The organism is Meiothermus ruber DSM 1279, assembly GCF_000024425.1.
Taxonomy (GTDB): domain Bacteria; phylum Deinococcota; class Deinococci; order Deinococcales; family Thermaceae; genus Meiothermus; species Meiothermus ruber.
The window spans coordinates 1,601,235-1,626,340 of the sequence record NC_013946.1 but is presented as its reverse complement, the minus strand read 5'-3'; the positions used below and the strand labels follow the sequence as shown (position 1 = coordinate 1,626,340).

At 63.4% G+C, this 25,106-nt stretch carries 27 protein-coding genes and 2 tRNA genes; 13 read left to right on the top strand and 16 right to left on the bottom strand.

Annotated elements, in window-relative coordinates:
* Positions 1-11 precede the first annotated feature (11 nt).
* Complete coding sequence (locus MRUB_RS08085) at positions 12-1,697, bottom strand: long-chain-fatty-acid--CoA ligase (protein ID WP_013013856.1); 1,686 nt, start codon at positions 1,695-1,697, stop codon at positions 12-14.
* Positions 1,698-1,941: 244 nt separating this feature from the next.
* On the opposite strand from MRUB_RS08085, the gene MRUB_RS08080 reads away from it, so the two are divergent.
* Positions 1,942-3,111, top strand: a complete 1,170-nt coding sequence (locus MRUB_RS08080; protein ID WP_013013855.1) for a M20 metallopeptidase family protein — start codon at positions 1,942-1,944, stop codon at positions 3,109-3,111.
* A 70-nt stretch (positions 3,112-3,181) separates the two neighbouring features.
* On the opposite strand, the gene MRUB_RS08075 is transcribed toward MRUB_RS08080, so the two are convergent.
* Positions 3,182-3,616, bottom strand: coding sequence for a hypothetical protein (locus tag MRUB_RS08075; RefSeq protein WP_013013854.1), 435 nt, complete (start codon positions 3,614-3,616; stop codon positions 3,182-3,184).
* 120 nt (positions 3,617-3,736) lie between these two features.
* Here MRUB_RS08075 and MRUB_RS08070 point away from each other — a divergent pair, with 120 nt between their 5' ends.
* Positions 3,737-4,630: an AEC family transporter gene (locus MRUB_RS08070; protein ID WP_013013853.1), complete on the top strand. Its 894-nt coding sequence runs from the start codon at positions 3,737-3,739 to the stop codon at positions 4,628-4,630.
* Positions 4,631-4,634: 4 nt separating this feature from the next.
* Here MRUB_RS08070 and MRUB_RS08065 read toward each other — a convergent pair whose 3' ends face one another.
* From MRUB_RS08065 to coaE, 6 genes are read right to left on the bottom strand one after another with little or no spacing between them, the layout of a single operon-like run.
* Positions 4,635-5,018 carry a hypothetical protein gene (locus tag MRUB_RS08065; protein ID WP_013013852.1) on the bottom strand — a complete coding sequence of 128 codons (384 nt, stop codon included), beginning with the start codon at positions 5,016-5,018 and terminating at the stop codon, positions 4,635-4,637.
* Entirely contained in the window at positions 5,015-5,713 is a 699-nt protein-coding gene (locus tag MRUB_RS08060; protein WP_013013851.1) for a 16S rRNA (uracil(1498)-N(3))-methyltransferase, read from the bottom strand. The genes MRUB_RS08065 and MRUB_RS08060 overlap by 4 nt, the downstream gene beginning before the upstream one ends.
* 5 nt (positions 5,714-5,718) lie before the next feature.
* On the bottom strand, positions 5,719-6,546 hold the full coding sequence (locus MRUB_RS08055) for a 50S ribosomal protein L11 methyltransferase (protein ID WP_013013850.1): 828 nt from the start codon (positions 6,544-6,546) through the stop codon (positions 5,719-5,721).
* Positions 6,547-6,582: 36 nt separating this feature from the next.
* Complete coding sequence (locus MRUB_RS08050; protein ID WP_013013849.1) at positions 6,583-7,500, bottom strand: aldose 1-epimerase; 918 nt, start codon at positions 7,498-7,500, stop codon at positions 6,583-6,585.
* Between the two features lie 24 nt (positions 7,501-7,524).
* A complete protein-coding gene (locus tag MRUB_RS08045) occupies positions 7,525-8,319 on the bottom strand; it encodes an ABC transporter substrate-binding protein (protein WP_013013848.1) in 795 nt (264 codons plus the stop codon).
* Positions 8,316-8,894, bottom strand: coding sequence for a dephospho-CoA kinase (gene coaE / locus MRUB_RS08040; RefSeq protein ID WP_013013847.1), 579 nt, complete (start codon positions 8,892-8,894; stop codon positions 8,316-8,318). The genes MRUB_RS08045 and coaE overlap by 4 nt, the downstream gene beginning before the upstream one ends.
* An 80-nt stretch (positions 8,895-8,974) precedes the next feature.
* Here coaE and MRUB_RS08035 point away from each other — a divergent pair, with 80 nt between their 5' ends.
* Positions 8,975-9,454, top strand: a complete 480-nt coding sequence (locus tag MRUB_RS08035; RefSeq protein ID WP_013013846.1) for a CAP domain-containing protein — start codon at positions 8,975-8,977, stop codon at positions 9,452-9,454.
* A gap of 29 nt (positions 9,455-9,483) precedes the next feature.
* Here MRUB_RS08035 and rnr read toward each other — a convergent pair whose 3' ends face one another.
* The 4 genes from rnr to glmM form a co-directional block, all read right to left on the bottom strand.
* Positions 9,484-11,925, bottom strand: coding sequence for a ribonuclease R (gene rnr / locus MRUB_RS08030; protein ID WP_013013845.1), 2,442 nt, complete (start codon positions 11,923-11,925; stop codon positions 9,484-9,486).
* 66 nt (positions 11,926-11,991) lie between these two features.
* A complete protein-coding gene (locus MRUB_RS08025) occupies positions 11,992-13,227 on the bottom strand; it encodes an aspartate aminotransferase family protein (RefSeq protein WP_013013844.1) in 1,236 nt (411 codons plus the stop codon).
* Between the two features lie 78 nt (positions 13,228-13,305).
* Positions 13,306-13,710, bottom strand: a complete 405-nt coding sequence (locus MRUB_RS08020; protein WP_013013843.1) for an acyl-CoA thioesterase — start codon at positions 13,708-13,710, stop codon at positions 13,306-13,308.
* A 1-nt stretch (position 13,711) separates the two neighbouring features.
* Positions 13,712-15,022: a phosphoglucosamine mutase gene (glmM, locus tag MRUB_RS08015; RefSeq protein WP_013013842.1), complete on the bottom strand. Its 1,311-nt coding sequence runs from the start codon at positions 15,020-15,022 to the stop codon at positions 13,712-13,714.
* Positions 15,023-15,098: 76 nt separating this feature from the next.
* On the opposite strand from glmM, the gene MRUB_RS08010 reads away from it, so the two are divergent.
* Positions 15,099-15,575, top strand: coding sequence for a hypothetical protein (locus MRUB_RS08010; RefSeq protein ID WP_013013841.1), 477 nt, complete (start codon positions 15,099-15,101; stop codon positions 15,573-15,575).
* On the opposite strand, the gene trmFO is transcribed toward MRUB_RS08010, so the two are convergent.
* Positions 15,550-16,881, bottom strand: a complete 1,332-nt coding sequence (gene trmFO, locus MRUB_RS08005) for a methylenetetrahydrofolate--tRNA-(uracil(54)-C(5))-methyltransferase (FADH(2)-oxidizing) TrmFO (RefSeq protein WP_013013840.1) — start codon at positions 16,879-16,881, stop codon at positions 15,550-15,552. The genes MRUB_RS08010 and trmFO overlap by 26 nt on opposite strands.
* Positions 16,882-16,998: 117 nt before the next feature.
* Here trmFO and MRUB_RS08000 point away from each other — a divergent pair, with 117 nt between their 5' ends.
* The 4 genes from MRUB_RS08000 (at position 16,999) to MRUB_RS15930 (ending at position 18,849) form a co-directional block, all read left to right on the top strand.
* A complete protein-coding gene (locus tag MRUB_RS08000) occupies positions 16,999-17,481 on the top strand; it encodes an SRPBCC family protein (protein ID WP_013013839.1) in 483 nt (160 codons plus the stop codon).
* Between the two features lie 104 nt (positions 17,482-17,585).
* Positions 17,586-17,999: a cobalamin B12-binding domain-containing protein gene (locus MRUB_RS07995; protein ID WP_013013838.1), complete on the top strand. Its 414-nt coding sequence runs from the start codon at positions 17,586-17,588 to the stop codon at positions 17,997-17,999.
* A gap of 19 nt (positions 18,000-18,018) precedes the next feature.
* On the top strand, positions 18,019-18,663 hold the full coding sequence (locus MRUB_RS07990; RefSeq protein ID WP_013013837.1) for a peroxidase-related enzyme: 645 nt from the start codon (positions 18,019-18,021) through the stop codon (positions 18,661-18,663).
* A gap of 9 nt (positions 18,664-18,672) precedes the next feature.
* A complete protein-coding gene (locus tag MRUB_RS15930; protein ID WP_013013836.1) occupies positions 18,673-18,849 on the top strand; it encodes a hypothetical protein in 177 nt (58 codons plus the stop codon).
* Between the two features lie 20 nt (positions 18,850-18,869).
* Here MRUB_RS15930 and MRUB_RS07985 read toward each other — a convergent pair whose 3' ends face one another.
* Positions 18,870-19,475 (bottom strand): TetR/AcrR family transcriptional regulator, encoded by a 606-nt coding sequence (locus MRUB_RS07985; RefSeq protein WP_013013835.1) that lies wholly within the window; start codon positions 19,473-19,475, stop codon positions 18,870-18,872.
* 143 nt (positions 19,476-19,618) lie between these two features.
* Here MRUB_RS07985 and MRUB_RS07980 point away from each other — a divergent pair.
* Positions 19,619-19,695 (top strand) — tRNA-His (locus tag MRUB_RS07980).
* Between the two features lie 32 nt (positions 19,696-19,727).
* Positions 19,728-19,812, top strand: a tRNA-Leu gene (locus tag MRUB_RS07975).
* A gap of 42 nt (positions 19,813-19,854) precedes the next feature.
* Here the strand turns inward: MRUB_RS07975 and MRUB_RS07970 are convergent.
* Positions 19,855-21,063 carry an NAD(P)/FAD-dependent oxidoreductase gene (locus tag MRUB_RS07970; RefSeq protein WP_013013834.1) on the bottom strand — a complete coding sequence of 403 codons (1,209 nt, stop codon included), beginning with the start codon at positions 21,061-21,063 and terminating at the stop codon, positions 19,855-19,857.
* A gap of 142 nt (positions 21,064-21,205) precedes the next feature.
* On the opposite strand from MRUB_RS07970, the gene tig reads away from it, so the two are divergent.
* The 3 genes from tig (at position 21,206) to clpX (ending at position 24,354) form a co-directional block, all read left to right on the top strand.
* Positions 21,206-22,429: a trigger factor gene (gene tig, locus MRUB_RS07965; RefSeq protein WP_013013833.1), complete on the top strand. Its 1,224-nt coding sequence runs from the start codon at positions 21,206-21,208 to the stop codon at positions 22,427-22,429.
* Between the two features lie 154 nt (positions 22,430-22,583).
* Positions 22,584-23,171: an ATP-dependent Clp protease proteolytic subunit gene (locus MRUB_RS07960; protein WP_013013832.1), complete on the top strand. Its 588-nt coding sequence runs from the start codon at positions 22,584-22,586 to the stop codon at positions 23,169-23,171.
* Positions 23,158-24,354 (top strand): ATP-dependent Clp protease ATP-binding subunit ClpX, encoded by a 1,197-nt coding sequence (gene clpX, locus MRUB_RS07955; protein ID WP_013013831.1) that lies wholly within the window; start codon positions 23,158-23,160, stop codon positions 24,352-24,354. The genes MRUB_RS07960 and clpX overlap by 14 nt, the downstream gene beginning before the upstream one ends.
* A 67-nt stretch (positions 24,355-24,421) precedes the next feature.
* Here the strand turns inward: clpX and MRUB_RS07950 are convergent, their stop codons facing one another.
* Positions 24,422-25,105, bottom strand: a complete 684-nt coding sequence (locus tag MRUB_RS07950; protein WP_013013830.1) for a DsbA family protein — start codon at positions 25,103-25,105, stop codon at positions 24,422-24,424.
* Between the last annotated feature and the right edge of the window lies 1 nt (position 25,106).

Sequence of the window (25,106 nt, the reverse complement as noted above, 5' to 3'; positions counted from 1 at the left end):
CGGGATAAGCACTAGCTGCCCACCTTCTGGCGCTCCTTGAGGGCGGCCTCGCGCAGCTCGCGGCGCAGCACCTTACCCACTGCGCTCTTGGGCAGTTCGCTGCGGAACTCGTAGATGCGCGGAACCTTGTAGGCCGCCAGGTTCTCGCGGCAGTATTTGTCCAGCTCTTCCTGGGTAAGGTTGACGCCGGGTTTGGGCACAATGAAAGCCGCCACGGTCTCGCCGCGGTACTCGTCGGGCAGCCCCACCACGGCGGCCTCGGCCACACCGGGGTGGGCAAACAGCACCTCTTCTACCTCGCGTGGGTAGATGTTGTAGCCCCCCGCGATAATCATGTCCTTCTTGCGATCCACGATGTAGAAGTAGCCATCCTCGTCCATCCGGGCCATATCGCCGGTCAGGAGCCAGTCGATCTTGATGGTCTTGCTGGTCTCGTCGGGGCGTTGCCAGTAGCCCAGCATGATATTGGGCCCTCGAACGGCCAGCTCACCCACTTCGCCCGGGGGTAGTTCGTGCAGGTTCTCGTCTAAAATCTTGGCATCAACGCCCGGCATGGGAATGCCGATGCTGCCCATTTTCCGCTGCCCGGACAGGGGGTTGCAGTGGGTGCAGGGGGCCGCTTCGGTGAGGCCATAGCCTTCCACCAGCTTGCCACCGGTGAGGGCCTCGAACTTTTTAGCCACCTCCACCGGCAGCGCTGCCGAACCAGAGATGCAGACCTTGACTGTGCCCACCTTGCGCTTCTCGATGCCGGGAAAGTTGATGAAGCCGATGTAGAGTGTGGGGACGCCAGGGAAATGGGTAACCCCGTGCTTTTCGATGGCCTCGATGCAGGGCTTGACCTCGGGGCGCGGCAGCAGCACCAGTTTGTACCCAGCGGCCAGGCCGTAGTTCATGGCTACGGTCATGCCGTAAACGTGGAAAAAAGGGATGGCGCCCAGCATAACCCCCTTGCCCTCGAGCGCCTTCACCTCGTCGCCACCCCAGGCCAGGCTCTGGTAGGTGTTAGCCACCAGGTTGCGGTGGGTGAGCATGGCTCCTTTGGACAGTCCTGTCGTACCCCCGGTGTACTGCAGGAGGGCCACATCGTCGGGCTTGGCGGGGTAAGGCTCAGTAAGTGGGGTGGCACTGCGCAGGGCTTTGCTAAAGTCCAGCCGTTTGGGGTGTTGTGGCAGGTTCACCCAGCGTTTTTCCCGCCGGGCCTTGAGCGGGAAAAGCAGGTTTTTGGGGAAGGGCAGGTAGTCCTGGATGCCGGTGGTAAAGACGCGCTTGACCGGTACTTCGGCCTCTATTTCGGCGTACCGGGGCCAGAGCATATCCAGGATCACTAGGGTTTCGGCCCCGGCATCGGCGAGCTGGTGGCGTAGCTCGCGCGGTGTGTAGAGGGGGTTGATATTGACGCACACGCCGCCGGCAACCAGGGTGCCGTAAAAGGCGATCACAAACTGGGGGCTGTTGGGCAGCATGATGGCGACCCGGTCGCCCGGGCCCACCCCCTGGGCCTTGAGCGCCCCGGCGAACTTCAGCACCGATTCCCACAGTTGCCGGTAGCCGATGACCTTGCCCATGAACTCGAGGGCCACGTGATCGGGATACTTTTTGACGCTGTCGGCCAACAGTTGCCAGAGGGGCACCTCGGGCACCTGCACATCCGCGGGGACGCCTTTGTCGTAGTGTTTTAGCCAAGGTTTGCTCATGGTCTTGCTCCTGAAAGGTGCAGCTTGGTTTTTACCAAGTCTAGCAAATGCTGTACCGAGTTCAAGCTGTGCTCGTAAAGTATGTCGAGAACAGGATTTTAGCAGTCTGGCTTGAATGGGGCACACCCCAGCCAAGGCCCCACCCCCATTGCTTTCCCACCAAGCATCTGCCCCGCGCCCTTCCGCCCAATGTCAATCCATGCACAGTTGACGGGCCCTGGCTGGGATGTTTGACTAAAGCGGTATGAACCTACAAGAAGCCATCGCCGAGATCACCCCCAGTCTGATTGAGATGCGCCGGGACTTTCACCGCCATCCAGAGCTTGGTTTTCAGGAGGTGCGCACCAGCGCCAGGCTAGCCGAGTTTCTGGAGGGGCTGGGCCTCGAGGTGACCCGGGGCGTGGCCCAGACCGGGGTGGTGGCCCGGCTGCGGGGGGCGAATCCCGGAAAAACCGTGCTGGTGCGGGCGGACATCGACGCTCTGCCGATACAGGAAAACTCCGGGGTGCCCTACAGCTCCCAGACCCCCGGTGTCATGCACGCCTGCGGCCACGACGGCCACGCGGCCATTGCAGCCCATGTGGCAGCGGTGCTGGCCCGCTTCAAGGAGCAGATAGCCGGTGAGGTGCGCTTTGCCTTCCAGCCCGCCGAAGAGATTGTATCGGGCGCGAAGCCCATGGTGGAGGCCGGGGTGCTGGACGGGGTGGACTCGGTGGTGGGGCTTCACCTGTACAGCCTGATGCCAGCGGGTAAGGTGGGGGTGCGACCGGGCCCTTCCATGGCCGCCGCCGATGCTTTTACCATTCAGCTACAGGGCAAAGGGGCGCATGCAGCCATGCCCCACGAGGGCGTGGATACGGTTTTGATGGCGGCCCAGCTCACGGTGGCGCTGCAAAGCCTGGTCAGCCGCGAGACCGACCCCATCCAGACCGCTGTGATCACCATTGCCACGGTTACGGCAGGGGAGGGCGCCCACAACATCATCCCCGAGACGGCTACGCTCAAAGGCACCCTGCGCACCTTTGATGCAGGCCTGCGGGAAAAGCTCATGCGGCGCATTGGCGAGCTTTCGGAAGGAATTGCCGCGGCCATGGGTGGGCGGGCCGCTGTAACCTGGCTACCCGGATCGCCGGCGGTGGTCAACGACCCCCAGATGGTCGAACGTTTCCGGCGGGTGGCCCGAGAGGTGGTAGGGGAGGCCTCGGTGCTGGAAGTGCCCCCTGTGATGGGGGGCGACGATATGTCGGAGTTTCTTAACCGCCGCCCCGGGGTGTACTTCTGGCTGGGGGCCGGCGACCCCGACCCCAGCAAGAACCGACCCCATCACCACCCGGGCTTCTGGATTGACGACGAGCGCTCGCTGCCCCTGGGTGTTGAGCTGATCACCCGTACAGTGCTGGATTTCCTGTCCTAGCGGCTGATAGGAACAACGCTGGGTGTCTTGAGGGCACCCAGCGGCTCGGTTTGCTTGCAGGTGGGATGCGCTACGTGAGCCTCAGCAGGGCCCACAGGTTCAGAAGGCCTCGAGCCGTCCAGGCCAGGGTGCGGATCCAGTTGGTACCCACCAGCAGGGCGTGGGCCTGGGCCTCGAAACCCCCGGCCAGCCGCGCGTGCAGCGGCACCGATACCAGCAGGGTGGTAAGCCAGATCACCCCCAGCAGCGCCAGGCCCAGCCATCCCATCCAGCCTGGTAAGCCGGGCGGCCACTGGCTGAGCAGAAGGAGGGCCGTGCACAGCTCGAGCAGCATCAAAGGCCCCACCACCCAGGTAATGAGGCTCGAGTGGGCCGCATGATAAGCCGGAAACTCCGCCGGCCCCACCCGTGCAAACAGGGGGTAATGCACCACCTGCACCATCCAGATCAGGCCCACCAGAAACCAGGTGGCCGCCGCCTGCACCACCAGCAGCTCTTTGTACATACCCTCGCTCACCTAATTTGGTAGTCTTGCCGAGGCCTGCCAGGAAAAAGTGTCTCCAGGGTATGTTTGGAGGAGGGCGCCATAGCCCGGATTCCTGGATTCAGGTAAGCTACCCCAGGTATGGAAGCCCTGCTCAACACCGTTGTTCCCGTGGCGTTCATTGTGCTCATGGGCTACCTGGTGGGCAAGCGCATCGACTTCGACCTGCAAACCCTGTCCAAACTTTCGATTTACGTGCTGGTGCCGGTGCTGATCTTCGACGCCATGCTCAGGGCCAAGCTCACCGGGGCCAGCGTGCTGGGCATTACGGCGGCCTTTTTTATAGCTTCGGCAGGGCTCTATGGGGCTGCGCTGGTGCTGAGCCGGTGGTTGCGCTTGGATAAGGGGGCAACTAAAACCCTGATTGCCTCGGCGACCTTCCCCAACTCAGGCAACATGGGCCTATCGCTCACCTTCTTTGCCCTGGGGCAGCCCGGCCTGGATCGGGCTATTGTTTTTTTTATCGCCAGCAGCGTGTTGATGTTTGGGCTGGGGCCGGCTTTTTTGCGCGGAGGTGGTTTTCTGCAAAGCCTGGCCTTCACCCTGAGGCTGCCGCTGTTCTGGGCCCTGGCGGGGGGCTTGCTGGTGCGGGGGCTGAGCATTCCCCTGCCGCTGGGGCTGGACGAGGGGGTGCACCTGCTGGGCCAGGCCTGTATTCCGGTGATGCTGCTGACGCTGGGCATCCAGATTGCTCGATCCAAGCCCGAGTGGGGTGGTTTTGAGCTGCAAGCCAGCGCTTTACGGCTCCTGGCCGCCCCCTTGCTGGCTGCGGTGGCGGGCTGGGCGCTGGGCTTGGAGCGGCTGGATATTCAGGTTTTGGTGCTCCAGAGTGCCATGCCGATCGCGGTCAATGCCTTCTTGATGGCGGGGGAGTTTGGCGGCGACGGCCCTCGAGCGGCCCGGGCGGTGGTGGCTTCCTCGGTGCTATCGTTTGTTACGATTCCTCTGGTGCTCTTGCTGATTGGGGTGGGATAAAGTCCTAAGGCGCAGGGGGTGGGGGCAGCAGGGGTGAGCCCAGCTCGAGCTGCAACAAAGGGCTATTCTGCACCAGCACCACCAGCCGGTAGTAGCCGTCGTCGAGGCGCTCAAACCGGGCCTGGTAGGTGCCGGGCTTCTCTACCCAGATGGAGCGCTCCTGAAAGAGCTGATCGCCCTTGTACCAGCGCAGCTCGAGGTAGGCGGGCTCGGCCAGGCGCCGGACGGTGAGCCTGGCCAGCGCTCCGCGCTCGGTGGCCTCGAGGGTTCCGCTCACGCTGAAGCGATTGGGCAGGGTGGCCCGACCAGGGTCGAGCGGCACAAAGGTATAACGGCAGGCCGGCAGCAGAAGCAGCCAGCCAAGCAACAACAAGCGCCAGGGGTTCATAGTCCAAAGGCCGCCGTTACCAGGCTCAAAAGCGCAACTGGGGCGGTTTCTGCCCGCAGGATACGCGGCCCCAATGTGACCGGGGTGAAGCCCCTGGCCTGCAAGAACTGCACCTCGGCCTCACCCAGGCCACCCTCGGGGCCTGTGAGGAGCGCGGTGGGCTTGCTGGGATCGAAATGTTCGTGTAGCAGGGCCTGGGTGCGGGGCTGGGCCACGAAGCCCTGCTCCACCGGTGGGATCAGTTTGAGCTGTAAGACCGGCTGCACCTTTGGAACCACCGCGCGCTCGCACTGTTTGGCGGCCTCGAGCACGATACGCTCCAGGCGCTGGCGCTTGGCCTCGCTCAACTCCCGCACCACACAGTGCTGGGTGAGGATGGGCACAATCTGGCTCGCTCCCAGCTCGGTGGCGGCCCGCGCCACCTCGGCCAGGTGGTCGCCCTTGAGCAGGGCCACATACAGGGTGATGGGCTGGGGGGGCTCTTTGCTGGCCGGCCAGGTCTCCTCGACCTGCAGGCGAACCCAGCCGGGTTCGGTTTGCAGCACCCGGGCGCGGCCTTCCAGCCCTTTGCCATCGAAGACTGTAAGCCAGTCGCCCTCGCGGGCCCGCAGCACGTCCAGCAGGTGGTGGGCCTCGCGCCCGACAAGCTCGACCTGGGGCTGGATGCTTTCCACAAAGGCGCGATGGGGACGCATACAACTCAGCGGGCGGCGTAGGTCAGGCAGACCCACTCGCCTTCCTGCCGGCGGGCCAGCAGCCCGAAGCCGGCGGCCTCGAGGGCGCTCTTCACAATTCCCTCCCGCTCGGCCAGGATACCGGTGAGAATCAGGGTTCCGCAGATGCCGAAAAGCTCCCGGTATTTTTGGGCGAAGTAGGTGTGCAGCTCGGCGTAGAGGTTGGCCACCACCAGGTCGAACGGGCCCTGCACCAGGGGCGTTGGGGCCGGCTGGGCGGGGGGGGCTTGTGGTGCGGTCTCGGCCAGGGGGTCGTAGGCCTCGTCCAGGCTGCCCACCTGGAACTGCACCTTAACCTGGTTGCGCCGTGCGTTCTCGATGGCCTGGGGGATCACCGCGGGATCGATGTCGATGCCCAGCGCCTCGGCCCCCAGCAGCGCGGCCCCGATAGCCAGAATGCCCGAGCCGGTGCCCAGATCCAGCACCCGCATCCCCGGTTCAACCCGCTCAGCCAGGGTTTCCAGAGCCATGCGGGTGGTCTCGTGGTGGCCGGTGCCAAAGGCCATGCCCGGCTCAATGACGATTGGTTTTTCCGGGCCCTCCCAGGTATGCCAGGGGGCCAGCACCACAAAGGGCCCGGCCCGCACCGGCTGCAGGTCGCGCTTGTAGGCCTCGAGCCAGTCGGTATCGGGGAGCTCCTGCCACTCCCCCGGAAACGGCAGCTCGATGCGCTCGGGGAAGTAGGCCCAGACCTCGCCGGGTTTTTCCTCCAGACCCCGCGCGCCCAGCTCAAACAGCGCCGCCGAGTAGATATCGAGGGTTTCGAAGTTGCCGCGCAGGCGAAAAACGTGCATAACCGTAGTTTATCGCTTTTCTTCGAATCTTTGCGCCTACCCGCCGGGCAGCAGGCGCAGGCGCAGGCGGCCGGAAATCTCTTCGCCCGGCTCCAGCACCCGCACCCCCGTACTGTCCCAGCCCTGGCTCATCAGATTGAAACCATCGGTAGCGTGGGTGACGGGCTCCAGGGCCACGCTGCCATCGGGCGCGGTGAAGACTACCAGGTGTGAGAAGATGGGGTCGGCCTCGAGCACCATCTGCCAACCCGAACTGGGCCAGTCCAGTTGTAGCCGCCCCTTCCAGCCAGCAAAAACATGGTCTAGCTGGGTAGCCCCCAGCGGCCTTGGACGCGAGAAGTCAAACTCCGGTGGGAGGGCCTGGGCGGGCTGGGTGGGAAGGCAGCTCGCATCGGTCAGGTAGACGCCCTGGGCCTCGAAGGAGATCCGGGCTTCGTCCGAGAGGCCCAGGCGACGCATAAAGTATGGGTGGTGCCCGAAACCCGCCGGCATGGGTTCAGTTCCCACATTCGTCAGCATGGTCGAGATTTCCAGGTCATCCCCCTGCAGCCGGTAGGCCACTTCCACCCTGAAGGGGAATGGGAAGTTCAGGTCTTGGAGGCTGGAAGCATCGAAAGCGCAGCGCAGGGTGTGCCCGTCGAGGCGCTGTGCGCTCCAGGGCCGCCCGTGTACCTCGCCGTGGATGGTCTGCCGGCCATCGGGCCAGTTGGGGCGAAGCTGGTAGGTTTTCCCGCCAAAGCGAAAGCGCCCGTCCCGGATGCGGTTGGAGTAAGGGGCCAGGACGTAGCTCGAGGTATCGGGGGAGTGCTTCTGTGCCAGGGCCGCAGGCAGGGTAGGGCGCAGGATGGGCAGCCAGAAGCCCGCCTGGTAGAGCTCGAGGCCCACCACGCTGGCCCCCAGTTCCGGGGCAACCGTAAGACGTAGGCGCTCGTTTTGCAGGATCTCTAGATTCATCGGCCTTAGTCTGAGGGTTGAAGGCTAGAAAGCCAAGCCCCGTATCTGCCCGACCAGGGCCTCCAGGTACTCAAAGAACAGCGGGCCGTAGTGGGCCAGCTCGTCGCCCCCCGTGACCACCAGCGGGTACTTCCAGCCCCGCTCGGCCAGGAGGCGCTGGGCTTTCTCCAGGGGCCTCGAGCGGTGGGGCTTGGGCTCGTAGATGACCAGCGCCGGTTCCCGGCGCACCACCTCGGCCAGGTCGGGCTGGAAGTAGCTCTGGGGATGCTCGGCGAAGATGTTCTGCAAACCCAGGTGCCGCAGCGCCTCGTCCACGTAGCTGCCCCGGCCTGCCGTGATGGGGCCGCCCAGGTCGAACTCGAGGTAGACCCGCCGGGGCGGCAGCGCCCGGTGCAAAGCCTGGTAGCGCTCGTTTAGCCGGGCGCAAAGCCCGGTGGCCGCCTCGCTCACGCCCAGCAAGGCCCCCAGGACCGCGATGTTCTCCAGAATGCCATAGGGGCTTTGGGGCAGGGGTACGGGAAAGACGGGCAGCCCCCGCCGGTGCAGCTCAAAGAGCAGCTCCCGCTGCACGCCGGTGCTGATGAGCACCAGGTCGGGCTGGAGGCTTTCCAGCAGCTCCCAGCGCACCCGGGTGTAGCTCGAGACCACCGGCAGGGAGAGTGTAGCGGCGGGCCGGTAGCAGAAGGCGCTCCGCCCCACCACCCGCTCACCCAGGCCCAGGGCAAAGAGGGTCTCGGTCACGTTGGGGGCCAGGGATACGATGCGCCGGGCATTATCGGGCAGCTCGAGCGGCCCCAGCCAGTCGTGGGTGAGCTTCACCCAGCCACCTCCCGGTACCAGGCCTCCACCCGCTTGTGCAGGGTGTCCAGGTCGGCGTCGTTCCAGATCACCCAGGTGGCCCGGCGCACCTTTTCTTCCTGGGGTAGCTGGCTCCGGTCGCGGGCCTCGAACTCGGCCTCGCTTAAGCCGCTGCGGGCCATCACACGCGCCTTGCGCAAAGCGGTGGGGGCGGCCACCACCAGCACCCCGGCAAAATCCGCTTCGCGCCCGGCCTCGAAGAGCAGGGGGATATCCTGCACCACCAGGCGATGCCCGGCCTGCCGGGCTTTTTCGGTTTCTTCCTGCATCCGCCGGCGCACATAGGGGTGGAGGAGGGCCTCGAGCCGCCGGCGGGCCGCTGGGTCGCTAAAAACCAGCCGCCCCAGCGCAGCCCGGTTGACCTCTCCACCCGCGCAGGCCTCGGGAAAGGCCTGGCAAATCTCCGACTTTAGCACCAACGCTCCTTCGCGGGCATATTCGTCGGCGTCCAGAACTGTCACGCCCAGGGCCCGCAACCGCTGGGCCACCGTGCTCTTGCCGCTCCCAATGCTTCCGGTGAGGCCAATCAGGCGCATCAGGGCATAGCATACCGTTTGTAACGCCCCACGGTGATTTCTTCACCGGCCTATTGCTAAAACCCTGGCAGACTGAGGCCATGCGCCTGCTATTGAGCGCCGCCCTGATGGTTTTAGCAGCCTGCACCCCCAGCCCAGGGGTTTCCTACACCCCGGACGATTATCAACTGGTGCTGGATGCCGTTAATCAGGCCCGCGCCCAGGCCCGCACCTGCAACGCCACCCCTTACGCTGCGGCCCCTGCGCTAAGCTGGAACGGTTTGCTAGGAGAAGTGGCCCGCCAGCGGGCCGAGTACCTCCAGCAGAGCGGTGTGTTGAGCCATTACGAGGGCTCGAGCACCACCCCCGCGGTTGCCACCCGCAGTCTTCAGAACGGCTACCACTACGTGGAAATTCGCGAGAACCTGGCCCAGGGCTACGAACAGGCGACCGAGGCGGTAGCAGCCTGGCTGGCGAGCCCCCAGGGCCACTGCGAGACCCTGATGGCCCCCCACCTGCGTGAGATGGGCATGGTCAGGCGGGGGGACTACTGGGTGCTGGTGGTGGCCCAGCCCCGATAGGCGAACCGGCCCTGCTTCCGGTGAGGTATCTAGCGGCGGCGGCGCTTTTTCTTACCGGACTTCTCTGCTTTGCTAGGTGGGGCCTGCTCCTGGTCGCCCCCCCACGAGCCAAAGTAGATTTTCTGGGCCCTGACCTTGACCGGCTTCTGGAAGCCCCCGCGTTCCTCGGGGGGGCCCACCACCCGCCTCGAGCGGGCCCGGGCGTGTGGGGCCGGGCTTTTGGGTTCGGTAGCCACCACCTTGCGCGCCGCTTTGCTGGGGGCTTCGGCGGCTTTCCCACGCTTACCCCTACGGCGCTTTTTTCTCTTTGGCTGCTCGGGTTCGGGTTGGGTTTCGGTCTGGTAAAACTTTTCGGTCGGCACCAGATCAATCTGCCGCGCCGAAGGGTTGGCTCCTTCTATCTTTACTTCCATCTCGTCTCCTATGCGAATGCGGCGCTTGGTGCGCAGGCCCTCCAAGGCCAGCAGCTCTTCAATGTACTCGTAGTGGTCGTCCTCGAGGGCCCCCAGCCGGATCATGCCCTCCACCCCGTTGTCCAGGCTCACGAACACCCCAAACCCGGTTACGCCCGAGACCGTGCCCCGGAAGGTTTCGCCCTGGTGCTTTTGTGCCCACAGGCACTGGTAGTACTTGGTCAGCTCGCGCTCGGCACTCTCGGCGGCCCGCTCCCGCTCCGAGGCGTGCTCGGCAATTTTGGGGAAGCGCTGGGCCCAGTCTTCCTTGCGGGCCTGGGTCACCCGACGCTTGAGCAGCGCGCGCAGAACCCGGTGCACCACCAGGTCGGGGTAGCGCCGGATGGGGCTGGTGAAGTGCAGGTAGTGCTCGGCGGCCAGGCCGAAGTGCCCCAGGTTTTCGGCAGCGTAGCGGGCCAGGCGCAAGGAGCGCAACAGCAGGGTCGAGACCACGGCCTCCTCGGGGCGGCCCTCGGCCTGCTTCAGGATGCTTTGCAGGGCTTTGGGGCTTGGTTCACCGCCCGGCAGGCTATAACCCAGCCGGCCCAGGGCCGCCACCAGCTTGTTGTAGGCCTCCTCGCTGGGGTCTTCGTGCACGCGGAAGAGGGTGGGGATCTCTCGTTCGGCCAGGTGTTTGGCGACCACCCGGTTGGCCAGCAGCATCAGCTCTTCGATCAGGCTGCGGGCCCTGGGCTCTTTCTGCGGGATCAGGTGCAGGTTGCCCTCCTCATCCACCTCCACCTTGACCTCGGTAAAGCGGAAATCCAGCGCGCCCTGTTCCAGGCGGCGCTCCTTGAGGGTGCGGGTAAGCCCAAGCAGCAGCTTCAGATCGTTCTGGAGCTCGAGGCTCCAGTCGGAGGGGGCGGGGGCCAGGGCCTTTTCGGGGGCCTCGAGCGCCTCCGCGAAAGCCTCCACCTCGGTGTAGGTCAGCCGGGCCACGCTGCGGATCACCCCTTCGGCGAAGCGGTAGTCCTTGACCCGGCCCTTGGGGGTCAGCTCCACCAGCACCGAGAGCACCAGCCGGTCTTGGTGGGGCTTGAGCGAACAGATGCCGTTGGAAAGCTGCTCGGGCAGCATGGGCAGCACCCGCCCCGGCAGATAGACGCTGGTGGCGCGGGCATAGGCTTCGTGGTCGAGGGGCGAGAACTCCTTTACGTAGTGCGAGACGTCGGCGATGTGAATGCCCACGCGGTAGTTGCCGTTGGGGAGCAGCTCGAGGTGGATGGCGTCGTCGAAGTCCTTGGCGTCGGCCCCGTCAATGGTAAAAACCCGCAAGGCCCGGAAGTCCTCGCGGCGCGCAACTTCTTTGGGGTCCAGATGGGCCACTTTCTCGGCTTCGGCCAGGGCTTCGGGCGGGAAGACGCTTCTCAGCTCGTACTTGGCGATGATGGCCTCGGTCTCGACCTCGGGGCTATCCCCCTGGCCTAAGTAGCCCGCGAACTCCCCATAGGGCTCCTGCGGCTTGCGCCCGCTGGGGAAGGTGACCCGCACCACCAGCCGCGCCCCGCTTTCCAGGCCCTCGAGGCCCTCCGGCTTGAGCTTGAGCGCGGGCAGCCTTGGGTCGTCGGGTTTGAGCCAGGCAAACCCCTGCTTGAAGTACAGCCGCCCCACCACCTGATGATGGGCCCGCTCGAGCACCTCCACCACCACACCCCAGGGCTTGCCGTCGCGGCCGCGGCCCGGTGGGCGTGGCTCGGCCCGTACCAGGTCGCCGTGCCAGGCCCCGCCCAGGTGGCCCTTGGGAATGTAGAGGTCGGGCAGGTCGGGGTTGGTGGGAATCACAAAAGCAAAACCCGCTGCATGGGCTTGCAGGCGGCCCTCGAGGCCCTTTTTCCCCGGTCCCTCGGGGAGTTGGTAGAGCTTGCGCCGCGGCTCGACCACCTTCCCCTCGGCTACCAGCAGGTCCAGGGCTTCCTTGGCCTCGTCCTTGTCGAGCCGCAGGCTCCGCACCAGCTCGCGCAGACTGAAGCGCTTTTTGGGGTGCTGTTTGAGGTGCTCGTAAATCCGTTGTTCTAGCATGATGTTTTCAGAACGAGGCGCTACTCGCACCATCATAGAGCACCGGCGCCGAATTCTCGCCCCAGGCTACAGCACTCCCTCGAAAGCCAACTGGGTGGCTTTCAAAGCCCCCTCCAGGGCCTCGAGGCACTCGTCAATGTGCGCCTTCTCCACAATCAGGGGGGGCTCCAGCCGCACCACCTTGGGGTTGTTGAGGCCAAAGGCGGTCAGCACCCCCCGCGCCGCCAGCTCGGCCACCACCACCGCCCCGATATCGGCGTCCGTGAACTCGAGGCCCACCAGCAGGCCCCGGCCCCGCACCTCCTGGATGAACTCGGGGTAGGCCTGCTGCAGGCTGCCAAGCTGCGCCATCAGGTACTGGCCCATCTCGAGGGCCCGGGCGGGCATATCCTCTTCCAGCGTGACTTCGATGGCCGCCAGCGCCGCCGCCGCAGCCAGTGGGTTGCCCCCAAAGGTGGTGGAGTGAATCAAAGGCTCGGTTTTGTAGATGCTCAGGATTTCCGGGCGGCAGATGGTGGCCGAGATGGGCATCACCCCACCCCCTAGGGCCTTGGCGCTCACCAGGATGTCGGGTTCTACCTCTTCCCAGTCCACCGCCCAGAGCCTGCCGGTGCGGCCCAGGCCGGTCTGAACCTCGTCGGCGATCATCAGCACGCCCTTCTCACGGGTGATGCGCCGCACCTCCCGCAGATACCCCTCGGGCGGCACCCGGATGCCCCCCTCACCCTGGATGGGCTCCACGATCACCGCGGCGGTGTCGGGGCCAATGGCCGCTTCAATGGCCTGGGCATCGCCGTAGGGCACCACCGTCACCCCCGGCACCAGGGGCCGCGCCGGAAGCTGGTAGTGCTCGCGCGGTGTAACCGAAAGAGCCCCCAGGGTTTTGCCGTGGTAGCCCCCTTGGGTGGTGATAAAGCCAGGCTTGCCCGTGTAGAAGCGGGCAAATTTGAGCGCTGCCTCTACCCCTTCGGTGCCTGAGTTGCCAAAATAGACCATCGAAAGCTCGCCGGGGGTGATCTCGGCTAAGCGGGCGGCCAGCTTGGTGGTGGGTTCGGAAACCATCACCCGCACCGACATGGGCATTTTGTCAAGCTGGGCCTTGACCGCAGCCACCACCTTGGGGTGTCGGTGGCCCAGGGATAGGGTTCCATACAGGCCCAAAAAGTCCAGGTAGCGCTTGCCTTCGGTGTCCCAGACGTACACCCCTTCGGCGTGGGACTCCACCTTGTCCAGTCCGGTGAAGCGCAGCAGCCCGGCCAGACCGGGGTTGATGTGACGCTCAAACTGTTCAAAAAGGGTCATGGTCGGCCCTAAGTTTATCACGCCGCTGGGGGCTGCTAGCTCGCCGGCCAATCTTCCCGGGGTGGGGCCGGGCTGGGTTCAGTCTGACAGCAGATGCCTATGTAGGGGTTCTGCAACGGCAGCGGGAATCCGCACCGCTTTGCCCCTGGTGTCCTGGCAAAGGTGGCGGGTAAAGCCTTCGGCCAGCAGGGTTTGGCCCTTCCAGACCCGGTAGCGGTACTGCAACGTGCGCGAGGTGGCCTCGCTGAGCCAGGTTTCGACCTCGACCGTGTCGCCGAACCGGGCCGGGCTGCGGTAGGTTAGGCCAATTTCCACCACGGCAAAGGCCAGGCCCTGGGCTTCAATCTGGGTATAGGGAAGCCCAATCTGGTTGAGCCACTCCACCCGCGCGGCCTCGAGCCAGATCACATAGCTGCTGTGGTGCACCACCCCCATGGCGTCGGTCTCGGCGTAGCGGACGGTAATGGGCAGGCGTACCTTCATACTAGCTGGCGCTTCCCAGGCGCTCTACCAGCGCTACCAGTTCCGAGGAAACCGGCTCGATCAGTTCGGCGGGGCCTTCCACCATCACCCGCACCAGCGGCTCGGTGCCGGAGGGGCGCACGTTGACCCGCCCCTGGCCCGATAGCTTTTGCTCGGCCTCCTGGATGGCCTGGTGCAGCTCGGGCTGCTGCATGACCTTTTGTTTATCCGAGACCCGCACATTCTTCAGAATCTGCGGGTACATGGGCAGGGCCTCGTACCACTCGGAAAGGTCGCGCCCGGACTCGCGCATGGCCTTCAGGGTCAGGATGGCCGTGAGCATGCCGTCGCCGGTGGGGGCGTGGTCGAGGAAGAGCACGTGGCCGCTCTGCTCCCCGCCCAGGGTCAGGGCCGAGGCCTTGAGTTTCTCATAGACGTAGCGGTCGCCCACCGCGGTGCGGTAGAAGTTGATGCCGGCCTCGCGCAGTTTGACCTCGAGGCCCATGTTGCTCATCAGGGTGCCCACCACCCCCGGCTCGCGTCGTACCAGGGCGTTCAGGTAGAGCACGTGGTCGCCGTGAAACTCGCGCCCCTGCCGGTCTACCAGGATGGCCCGGTCGCCGTCGCCGTCGAAGGCCACCCCCAGGTCAAAGCCCATCTCCACCACCTGCTGGCGCAAAAACTCAGGGTGGGTCGAACCGCAGCCTTTGTTGATGTTGCGCCCATCGGGGGTGTTGAACATCACGAACACCTCGGCCCCCAGCCGCTGGAATAGCCGATGGGCCAGGCGATAGGTGGCCCCGTTGGCGGTGTCGAGGGCCACCTTGAGCCCTTCCAGGCTGCTTCCTTTGGAAGACAGGAAGTCCAGGTACATCCGCTCGGCCTCGCGGAAGTCGGAGACCGTGCCGATGCCATCGGTCTTGAACTCGCGTTCCAGCAGGCCCTCGATCTCGCTTTCAGCCTGGTCGGGCAGCTTGTCGCCCGCAGCGCTAAAAAACTTGATGCCGTTGTCCTGGTAGGGGTTGTGGCTGGCGGAGATCATCACGCCGGCGGTGGCCTCCAGGGCCTTGGTCAGGTAGGCCACCCCCGGGGTGGGCAGCACCCCCAGGTGTTCGACCTGCACGCCCTGGGACATCAGGCCCGCGGCCAGGGCAGCCTCGAGCATGTCGCAGGACTGGCGGGTGTCTTTGCCCAGCAAAATTACCGGCCGCTTGACCGTGCTTTTAAAGAACGCCCCTGCTGCCTGGCCCAGCTTGAGCACAAACTCGGGCGTCAGCGGTGGCTCCCCGGCCACGCCCCGCACCCCGTCGGTTCCAAAGTATTTACGTTCCATCTTGCACAGTTTATACCTACTCCGAAAGGTATTCGGTTCCCTTGCGGAAAGCCGCCCCATCTGTCACTTTGAGGCTATGCAAAAGCTCGTGGCCCTGTTTCTCCTGGGGGGCTTTTCGCTGGCACAGCCTGCGGCGGGCACCTCGCCCTTTGTGGATGTGCCGCCCTGCCACTGGGCCAGGGCCGCCCTCGAGGCCATTGCCCGCCCCGACCCCAACCTGCGCCCCCAACCTTCGGCTCTGCTGGCCGAGAACGCCCTGCGCCAGGTGTTCGAGGGCCTGAAGTGCAACGACCCGGTCTGGAGCCAGCGCTTCCTGCGGAACCCTTCAGCGGCGTTTGGCCGCAGCGGGGTTCGGCTGGATGGGTTTAGCCTCGAGAACCTGCAAACCCGGCTGGCGGGCAACCAGGCCACCCTGCGCTTCAGCCTGCTGGCCGTGCTGGACGGCAGTCCGGTGCGGCGCAGCGGCGAGGCCCAGTTGGTGTTCGGCGAGCAGGGCTGGCAGGTGGTGTACGCCAGCCTGGCCGCCCTCAACCTGCCAGTATTTCCTCGCTAACCAGGCCCACCGACCGGGCCAGCCAGGCCCGAAACTCGGCCAGGCCCCGGTGGAACATCCGGGCCCGTTTCTCGGACTTTTTGCCCTTGCCGACCTCGGCGGGCACCAGCCCCCAGTTGGCGTTCATAGGCTGGAAGTTGTCGGGGTTGGCGCTGGCCAGGTACCGCACCAGGCCGCCCAGCATCGTCGCTTCGGGTGGAACCAGGGCTTCCTGACCCTGGGCCAGCCGGGCCGCGTTGAGGCCGGCCAGAAAGCCGGTGGCTGCGGACTCGAGGTAACCCTCCACCCCGCACAGCACCCCGCTTACCAGCAGGTTCGGGTGCGCCCGGAACTGCAGGGTCGGTTCAATCAGCCGGGGGGCGCACAGGTAGGTGTTGCGGTGCATCACCCCGTAGCGCACGATCTCGGCGTTCTCCAGGCCCGGTATGCTCTGCACCACCAGCTTCTGGTCGCCCCACTTCAATCCGGTCTGGAAGCCCACCAGGCTCCACATCTGGCCGCGCCGATCCTCGGCCCGCAGCTGCACCACGGCGTAGGGCTCCTGGCCGGTTCGGGGGTCGGGCAGGCCCACCGGCTTCATGGGGCCAAAGCGCGGGGTGTCGAAGCCGCGGCGGGCAATTTCCTCGATGGGCATGCAGCCCTCGAAGAACTCGAGCTTCTCCCACTCGTGGGGGGTGTGCTTGCGGGCCTGGCTTAGCACCTCGTAAAACCGGCGGTACTGCTCCTCGTTGAGGGGGCAGTTCAAATAGTCGGCGCTCTGGCCGTACCGCCCGGCCCGGTAGACCACTTCCATGTTGATGCTCTCGCCCAGCACCACCGGCGCGGCGGCATCGTAGAACCCCAGGAATTCATCGCCCAGCAGCGCGCGCAGGTGCTCCGCGAGGGCATCGGAGGTGAGCGGGCCGGTCGCCAGCACGGTAATGCCGTCCGGAGGAATCCTCGTTAGCTCTTCCCGCACCACCTCAATGTTCGGATGGGCCTCGAGCCGCCGGGTAATCTCCTGCGAAAACCCTTCCCGCTCTACCGCCAGCGCCCCGCCCGCCGGAACCCGGTTGTGGTCGGCAGCCTGCATCACTAGCGAGCCGGCAGCCCGCAGCTCAGCCTGCAACAAGCCTTTTGCGTTGGTCTCGCCCTCACCCCCCAGGCTATTGGAGCAGACCAACTCAGCAAAGTGTCCGGTCTGGTGGGCGGGGGTCATGCGCCGGGGCCGCATCTCATACAGCCGAACCTGTGCCCCCAGCCGGGCCGCTGTAAACGCCGCCTCCGCACCCGACAGGCCAGCTCCAATCACGTGCACCTTCATCATCCCTGTAGTGTAATCCAGGCTTCACCGCCCGTACACCTTTCTATGGCACCATACACTTACCCCAACTTGTACTCGTTCTCTTTCCGCCGTGCGCGTAATCCACCAAGGGAGGTAGCCATGCGTTTCAGGGAGGAGTTGGTGCTCAACATCCGGGCCCCACGCGAGGCGGTTTGGGCGGCTTTCCAGGACTTCTCGAACTGGCCGGTCTGGGCCAAGGCCATCAAGGAGGTGAGCCGCGAGGGCTCGGCCTGGCGCTTCCGGGCGCGGGGGCAGCCGCCGGTGGATCTGGTCTGGGTGGCCGAGGCCACCCAGCGCCGCCCCCCCGAGTTCTTAGAATTCCGCAGCGTGCCGGGGGTGCCGCACAACCTGGAAATTTCGGGCTGGTTGCGCCTGAGCGAAACCGAGGATGGGGGCACCCACCTCGAGCTCCTCTTCGAGGGTCAGCCCCACTACGACAGCCCCCTGCTGGACAAGGCCGCCGAGTGGTACGCCACGCTCTTTGGCGAACCCAACAAGCTGCTCAAGGTAACCTTTGAACAGTTCAAGGAACACCTCGAGAAAGCGCACCATTCGCCAAAACTTTCAGCCTCCACAGCCTGACGCACGCCATCGAATCCCCCAAGGGCCTTTGGCTGTGCTGTAAGGGGTTGTGGGTGATTTGCGCCTGCCTGGTTGCTTTTGGCAGCCTGCCGTAAGATAGGCGTATGGACAGAAGAATACGGGTGCTCATTGCCAAGCCCGGCCTGGACGGTCACGATCGCGGGGCCAAGGTGGTGGCCAGGGCCTTGCGCGATGCCGGCATGGAGGTGATCTACACCGGTCTGCGACAAACCCCGGAGATGATCGTCTCGGCGGCCCTGCAAGAAGACGTGGACGCCATTGGCTTGTCGGTGCTGTCGGGGGCCCATATGCACTACTTTGGCGAGGTGCGCCGCCTGCTCAAGGAGCAGGGTGCCGACGACATTTTGCTCTTTGGTGGGGGCATCATCCCCGACGAGGACGTGCCCCATCTCAAAGCGATGGGCGTGGCCGCGGTGTTTGGCCCCGGTACCAGCACCCAGGACATTGTGGAGTTCCTACGCCAGGCCACCCCGCAACGCTGGGCAGCCCAGGGCTGAGCCGTCCGGGAGATAGATCATGACAACCCCTCGAAAAACCTCCAGGGCCAGCGGCAAAAAAACCGCTTCCAAGGCCAAGCCGCAGGTAAAGCCCACCGCATGGGTCAGGGTGCCCGAGGAAAGCGAAGTACCCGAGGATGTCCGGGTGTTGTTTGGCAAGTTCAAGGAAAAAACCGGCTTCATCCCCAACGTGGCCCGTAACTTTGCCCTCACCCCTGAACACTTCCTGCGTTGGTTTCGCTACTACGACTTTTTGATGCGCAACGAAGACCAGAGCCACCTGACCCGCAAAGAACGCGAGATGATTGCAGTGGTGGTCTCTTCGGCCAACGAGTGCGAGTACTGCTTAGCCTCGCACTCGGCCTACCTGCGCGAGATTACCGGCGACCCTGTTTTACCGGATGTGCTTGCGGCCAACTATCGAAGGGCCCACCTGACCCCTCGAGAGCATGCGCTGCTGGAGTTCGCCTACCAGATCACCGTGGACTCCGCCTCGATGAGTTCCGCCGATGTGCAGATGTTGCGGGCCATTGGGCTTTCCGACGAGGCCATTTTCGAAGCGGCCCAGGTTGCGGCTATGTTCAACTTTACCAACCGCATCGCCAACGCCATGGGCTGGGTGCCCAATGAGATCTACTACCATCTGCATCGCGATAAAAAATAGGCGGGTGTTATGGAAGGACTGAAACCGTTTGGTCTATGGGCCCTGATTGCAGTCCTGGTGGGCGCGCTGGTCTACCTTGCCCAGTGGCAGGGCTGGATTTCTGCCGCCTTTCCGTACTGGGCGCTGGGCATGGTGCTGATTCTGGCGCTGGGCTTTGCCAACCTGCTGGCCCGCGGGCCTCGCTAGCCATGCATACAGCACCCTATTTATTGAGCACCGAGGGTTCGGAAGATTAGTTTGCAGTAATGGCTTGAGAGCGCCTCGAGGGTAAGCTTGCCACCCGGACGGTACCAATGGTATGTCCAGTTGAGCGCCGAAAGTACAAATAGGGTGGCGAGCCGGACATCCTCAACCTGAAACTGACCCTGCTGCACGCCCGCTTCAATGACCCTACGGAAGTGCGCTTCATAGGCATCCCGCCGGGCGGTGATTTTTCTTTGCAGATCGGGGTTCAGGAACTTCCACTCGTGAAAGAAGACCGTGGCGTTGTCCAGTTCGCGCACGATCACCTCGAGGTGACCCCGCACGAGGCGCTCGAGCTGTTCCCTGGGCGAAAGATCGGAAGGCACGGCCTCGGCGCTGCTTAGAAACTCGTCCGCGGCCCGGTTAACCAGCTCAAACAGCACCTCCTCCTTCGACTGAATGTGGGCATACAGGCTACCCCCTTGTAGGTTCACGGCTTTAGCCAGATCTCGCATCGAGGTAGCATGAAACCCCTGTCGGCTAAATAATTGACCGGCCGCATTGAGAATTTCGCTGCGGCGGTTGGCTTTACCTTCCCTGGCTTCTTCAAACGAACGGTCGTTCGCCACCTTGGCGCGAGTATAGGATGTGTGGGGTGTGTCGTCAATCCTGCTTGTTCAGGACGAGCTGTTCGGGCTGGGATTCTACCGATTTTGTCTGGCTTGACGATACGAGAAGCGAAGCCTACAATACCTTTTGCTGCTGCGACGCGGTGAGCGTAGCTCAGCCGGTTAGAGCACCGGTCTGTGGAACCGGGGGTCGTGGGTTCAAGTCCCATCGCTCACCCCAAAGCACATGGGGAAGGGAGTCCTTCCCCCCTTGCGCGGATGGTGGAATTGGTAGACACGCGAGACTTAGGATCTCGTGCCGCAAGGTGTGGGGGTTCAAGTCCCCCTCCGCGCACCAGCCAGCCCCGGTAACCCGGGGCTTTTTTGATACCCCCGGCCGCTATGGCAGGAATGACCAGCCGTTGCGATACTTAAGCAGGAGCGCCTTTTCAACCAGCACCTTGTTGAAATCGCCCAGCACGTTGGGTAGCATCACCTGGAACTGCCTGGGCGGAAACAGGCGATCGCCCAGAATGATGACCTCTTTGTTACCGGCGTCCATCACGCAGACCGCCGGCATGGAACCAAAGGATTTGCAGTGCAGGTTGTTGAGATTTCCATGCAAAATTTCGCTTATGTTGCGAGCGGCAACCTTGGCCATCTCGTCGGTGGGAAAGCCGGTTTTGGGCACACCAAAGGGCACATCGTTTTTGAAAGGGTTGGGTACCTTGGCTGCCAGGCCCACTGCAAATATGTTGGGATACCGAACGCTCTGGTAGCCATCCGTTACCTCTACGAAGCCTTTGGCATCGGTTAGCCCGGGGGTGTTTTTCACCACCTCTGCACCCTCAAAAGGCGGTACCAGCATGGTGAACTTGGAGGGCAACACCTCACCGCTAGAGAGTACCACGCCATCGGGGCGAACCTCGGTTATGGCGGCGTTGACGTGGTAATCTAGGCTCTGCATCCTCATAAAAGCTTTGAGCATGGCTTCCCCGCCGCGCATGCCGCCAATGCCAAAATGGCCGAGCCAGGGTTCCGGTGTGACCCAGGTAATGTGAACCTGTTTGCGCTTGCCGGCTTTGCGTATCTGGTGATCGAAATTAAACAGATACTCGTAGCCAGCACCCATGCAGCTTGCGCCCGGTACGGCGCCGATGACGACCGGCCCCGGGTCTTGCAGAAACAGCCTGTAGGCCTCGTAGGTTTTTTCTGCATCGGCTGGGGTGAAGATGGAGTGCGAAAAGCCTTTGGGCCCTAGGCCGGGTATAGCGTCCCAGACCAATCTGGCGCCTGTGGCAATAACCAGAAAGTCGTAGGCGAGCGCGGTTCCATTGGCTAGTTCAACCGTATTGTCTTGTGGTCTTATTCTGGTTGCCTCGCTCAAAACGAACTCGATGCCCCCACGATGGAAGGTGCGCTCAGCGTCGAAGGTGATATCGGAAACCTTCCGACGGCCAAACGGTACCCAGATTAGCGAGGGGATGTAGACAAACTCTTTCTGCCTCGAGACCACCACAACCCTGGCCTCTTTGCCCAACCGGCGCTTTAGCTCAAACGCGCTGGTCATGCCGCCAAAGTTTCCGCCGATTACCAGGATGGTTTTCATAACTAGCTCCCTGTCTCACAGGGTACTCTGTACCGGAGGGGGGTATACAGGGTCACTTGTCCCCAACGGGGTGTATCTCAAACCCGTTTGGGGTTGTAAACTATGACCTTGGCGACCCCCGCGGTCGAACTCGAGGTGTGTTGTGGCAGAAATTCTAGAACGCGATGGCTACAAGGTAAAAATCAAGGTGGAGGTTCCGGCCAGCCAGGTCGAACAGGCCTACCGCTCAGTTTTAAACGACTATGCCAGCCGGGTCAGGGTTCCGGGCTTTAGACCCGGGAAGGCTCCGGCGAAGGTGATAGAGGCCAAGATAGGGAAAGAGCTTTTGCTGGACGAGGTTAAAGAGGCCTTGCGCGATGAGACTTTCCCCAAGGCGGCCCGTGAGCTTTCGCTTCTACCGGTAGGGGCCAGGGTTCTGGAAGAGCACCTGACTTTTGGGGAACCCTTCGTTTATACGGTGGAGGTGGAGAACTACCCGGAAGTAAAACTGCCCGACTGGCGGAGCTTTAAGCTCGAGGTCGAGACACCCGAGCTCACCGACGAGGTGGTGAACCGGGCGCTGGAAGACCTGCGCAGCCGCTACGGTGAGATGGTTGCGGTCGATCGGGAGGTTCAGGCCAACGATCACGTGTTTATCGAGACCGAGGACGGGGGGCGCTTTCCGGTGGTGATGGAGAACGCCCAGCCCCATGTGCGCGAGGCCTTGCTGGGCAAGAAGGCCGGTGACGAGGTCTTGGTGCCGGTAAAGGACGGCGAGACCGTGGTGCGCGAGGTTAAAACCAAGGTTCTGGAGGTCAAGGCCCTGCAGCTTCCCGAACTGGACGACGAGTTTGCCAAGACCGTCGGTGAAGACAACCTCGAGGCCCTCACCGCCAAGGTTCGCGAGAGCCTCAAAGCGCAGTTTGAGCGGGAGACCCGCAACGCCAAGGCCTCGCAGCTTTTAGAAAAACTGGCCGAGGCCCTCGAGGTGGAGATTCCCCCCTCCATGCAGCAGCGCGAAGAACGCAGCCTGCTCCAGAGCCTGGCTGAGGATTTGCAGCAACAGAGGCTCGATATCAACGAGTACCTGCAGCAGCTCGAGCGGGATGGCAAGCTCGAGGAATTCAAGCAAAACCTCAGCCAGAACGCAACCAAACGCCTGCGCCGTTCCCTGGCAGTAGAAGCCCTGGCCGAAGAGCTCAAGACCGCACTGAGCCAGGAAGAGTTTGATGAATTCCTGGCCGAACTGGCCCGCTCCTACCGCACCACACCCGCGCGGCTCCAGAATGAACTCGACCAGGAAGCCCTGGCCCGCCTCAGAATACAGCGCCTGCACGATAAAGCCCTGCTCGAGGCGGTGCAGATTCTCGAGGGCGCATCGGCCTGAACATTCGCCCAATCCAGCCCCCCGAGCCTGCCAAGGGTAGGGGGTTTTCTGCTTTCAAGGCGGGTTTATCACGCTCGTTGACCTGTTTTTTTGAGGGTCGCTATGTGCGCCAATGCCCTCTTGGCCCGGCCCGCCAGCATACAATAGAGCCGATATGATCGTTCCATATGTCATCGAACAAACCGCTCGTGGTGAACGGGTTTACGACATTTACAGCCGCCTGCTCAAGGATCGCATTATCTTCTTGGGCACGCCCATAGACGCCCAGGTGGCTAACACGGTGGTGGCGCAGATTCTCTTCCTGGCGGCGCAAAACCCTAACCAGGAGATCCGTATGTACATCAACTCGCCCGGCGGCGATGTGGACGCGGGCCTGGCTATCTACGACACCATGCAGTTTGTGACGGCCCCCGTCTCGACCATTTGTGTGGGCCTTGCTGCCTCCATGGGGGCGGTGTTGCTGGCGGCGGGTGAGCCAGGCAAGCGCTACGCGCTGCCCCACTCCAAGGTCATGATCCACCAGCCCTGGGCCCGGGGCCTGGGGGGTCAGGCCACCGATATCGCCATCCAGGCTGAACAGATCCTCAAGACCCGCAAGGTGCTTAACACCATCCTGGCACGGCACACCAATCAACCCCTCGAGAAAGTGGAGCGCGATACGGAGCGGGATTACTACCTGACCGCTGAAGAAGCTGCGGCCTATGGACTGGTAGACCAGGTGGTTAGCCGTGAAACGCACTAAGCCCTCCTGTAGCTTTTGCGGTAAACAGCACCCCGAGGTAGCGCACCTTATCGAGTCCCCGCTGGGTGAGGTGTACATTTGCAACGAGTGTGTCGACCGGGCCAATGACCTGCTCGAGGCCGAGCCCAGGCCGAGTTTTGTGGGGCCGCGCCACCTGCCCAAGCCGGCTGAGATCAAAAGCTTCCTGGATCAGTATGTGATCGGGCAGGAGCTACCCAAAAAGACCCTTTCAGTTGCGGTCTATAACCACTACAAGCGCCTGCTGCATCCAGAGGCCGAGGTTCAGAAGTCCAACGTGCTGCTGATCGGCCCTACCGGAACCGGCAAAACCTTGCTGGCCGAGACCCTGGCCCGGATGCTGGATGTGCCTTTTGCCATCGCCGATGCCACCACCCTGACCGAGGCTGGCTATGTGGGCGAGGATGTAGAAAACGTGCTTCTGCGCTTGCTGCAAGCGGCGGATTTCGATGTCCAGGCAGCCGAAAAAGGCATCATCTACATCGATGAGATCGATAAAATTGCCCGTAAGTCCGAGAACCCCAGCCTGACCCGCGACGTTTCGGGTGAGGGGGTGCAGCAGGCCCTACTTAAAATCATCGAAGGCACCGTAGCCAACGTACCGCCGCAAGGAGGACGCAAGCATCCCCACCAGGAATTTATTGCGCTGAATACCAAAAACATCCTGTTTATCCTGGGTGGGGCCTTTGATGGCCTCGAGCGCATCGTGCAGTCCCGCGTGGATCAGAACCCCATTGGCTTCACGCGCCCCAAGAAAACCGAGGAAAAGCCCGAGGTGATCCCGGAAGACCTGGTGCGCTTTGGCCTGATTCCCGAGTTTGTGGGCCGGATGCCGGTGATGGTACAGCTCGAGGCCCTGGACGAAGAAGCCCTGGTGCGCATCCTAACCGAGCCCCGCAACGCCCTTATCCGGCAGTATCAGGAACTGCTGCGCATGGAGGGTATCGAGCTTCGCTTTACGCCGGGGGCCCTGCGTGAGATCGCCCGCCGGGCTCTAAAGCGCGGCACCGGTGCGCGTGGTCTGCGAGCCGTTATCGAGAAGGCTATGGTAGAGCTGATGTTTGAGCTGCCCACATCGGGCATTAAAGAGGTGGTCTTTGACCTACCTCACCTGGATAAACCGTTGATGGCCCTCGAGGAAGCCCGCTTGCGCCAGGCCTCCTGACCCAAGCCCGAATAACCAGCAAACAACCCTCGCCTGAAGGCGAGGGTTGTGGTGTGTGGGGGTTGCGCTAAGGCTTGGCGGGGCTGCTGCTACCGCCTTGATCGCTGCTGGACTGGCCGGCCAGGGCTTTGTCGAGAATTTCCTGCCAGCTATCGTAGGGGCGCTGGCCGGTGTACGTCTCCCCATTCACAATAAAGGATGGGGTTCCGGTCAAGCCCAGGTCGGTTGCCAGCTTCTGATCGGCCAGAACCCCCGCCCGCTTGCTGCCCGACTTGAGGCACTGCGAAAAGGTGGCTGGTGCAATCCCAATTTGTCCGGCCAGGTCGGTAAAGTAATTGTCAAGCGCCTCCCCGCTGAGGCCCGCCCACTGCATCTGAGCGCGGAAAAGCGCCTCGTGATACTCAACGTACAGGTTGTGGTCAGCCGCGCAGGCTGCCGCCTCTCCGGCCCGGATCACGTTTTCCTGCCCACCAAAGGGAAAGTCGCGGAAGACGTAGCGGATTTTTCCGGTATCGATGTAGTCGCGCTTGATAAGCGGGAATACCTCGTTGGCGTGGTCGCGGCAGTGGCTGCATAGATAGTTGGAAAAATCCACCACGGTTACTTTGGCCTCGGGGTTGCCGATCACAAAGCGCGCACCGGCGGCTGCGTCTGTGGTGCTGGCAGTGGGCTTGGGCCGCAAGACCACGAATAGCACAGCGGCGATGGCGATGGCCAGAACAACCACTACAGCAAAAAGAGTCCTCTGCATG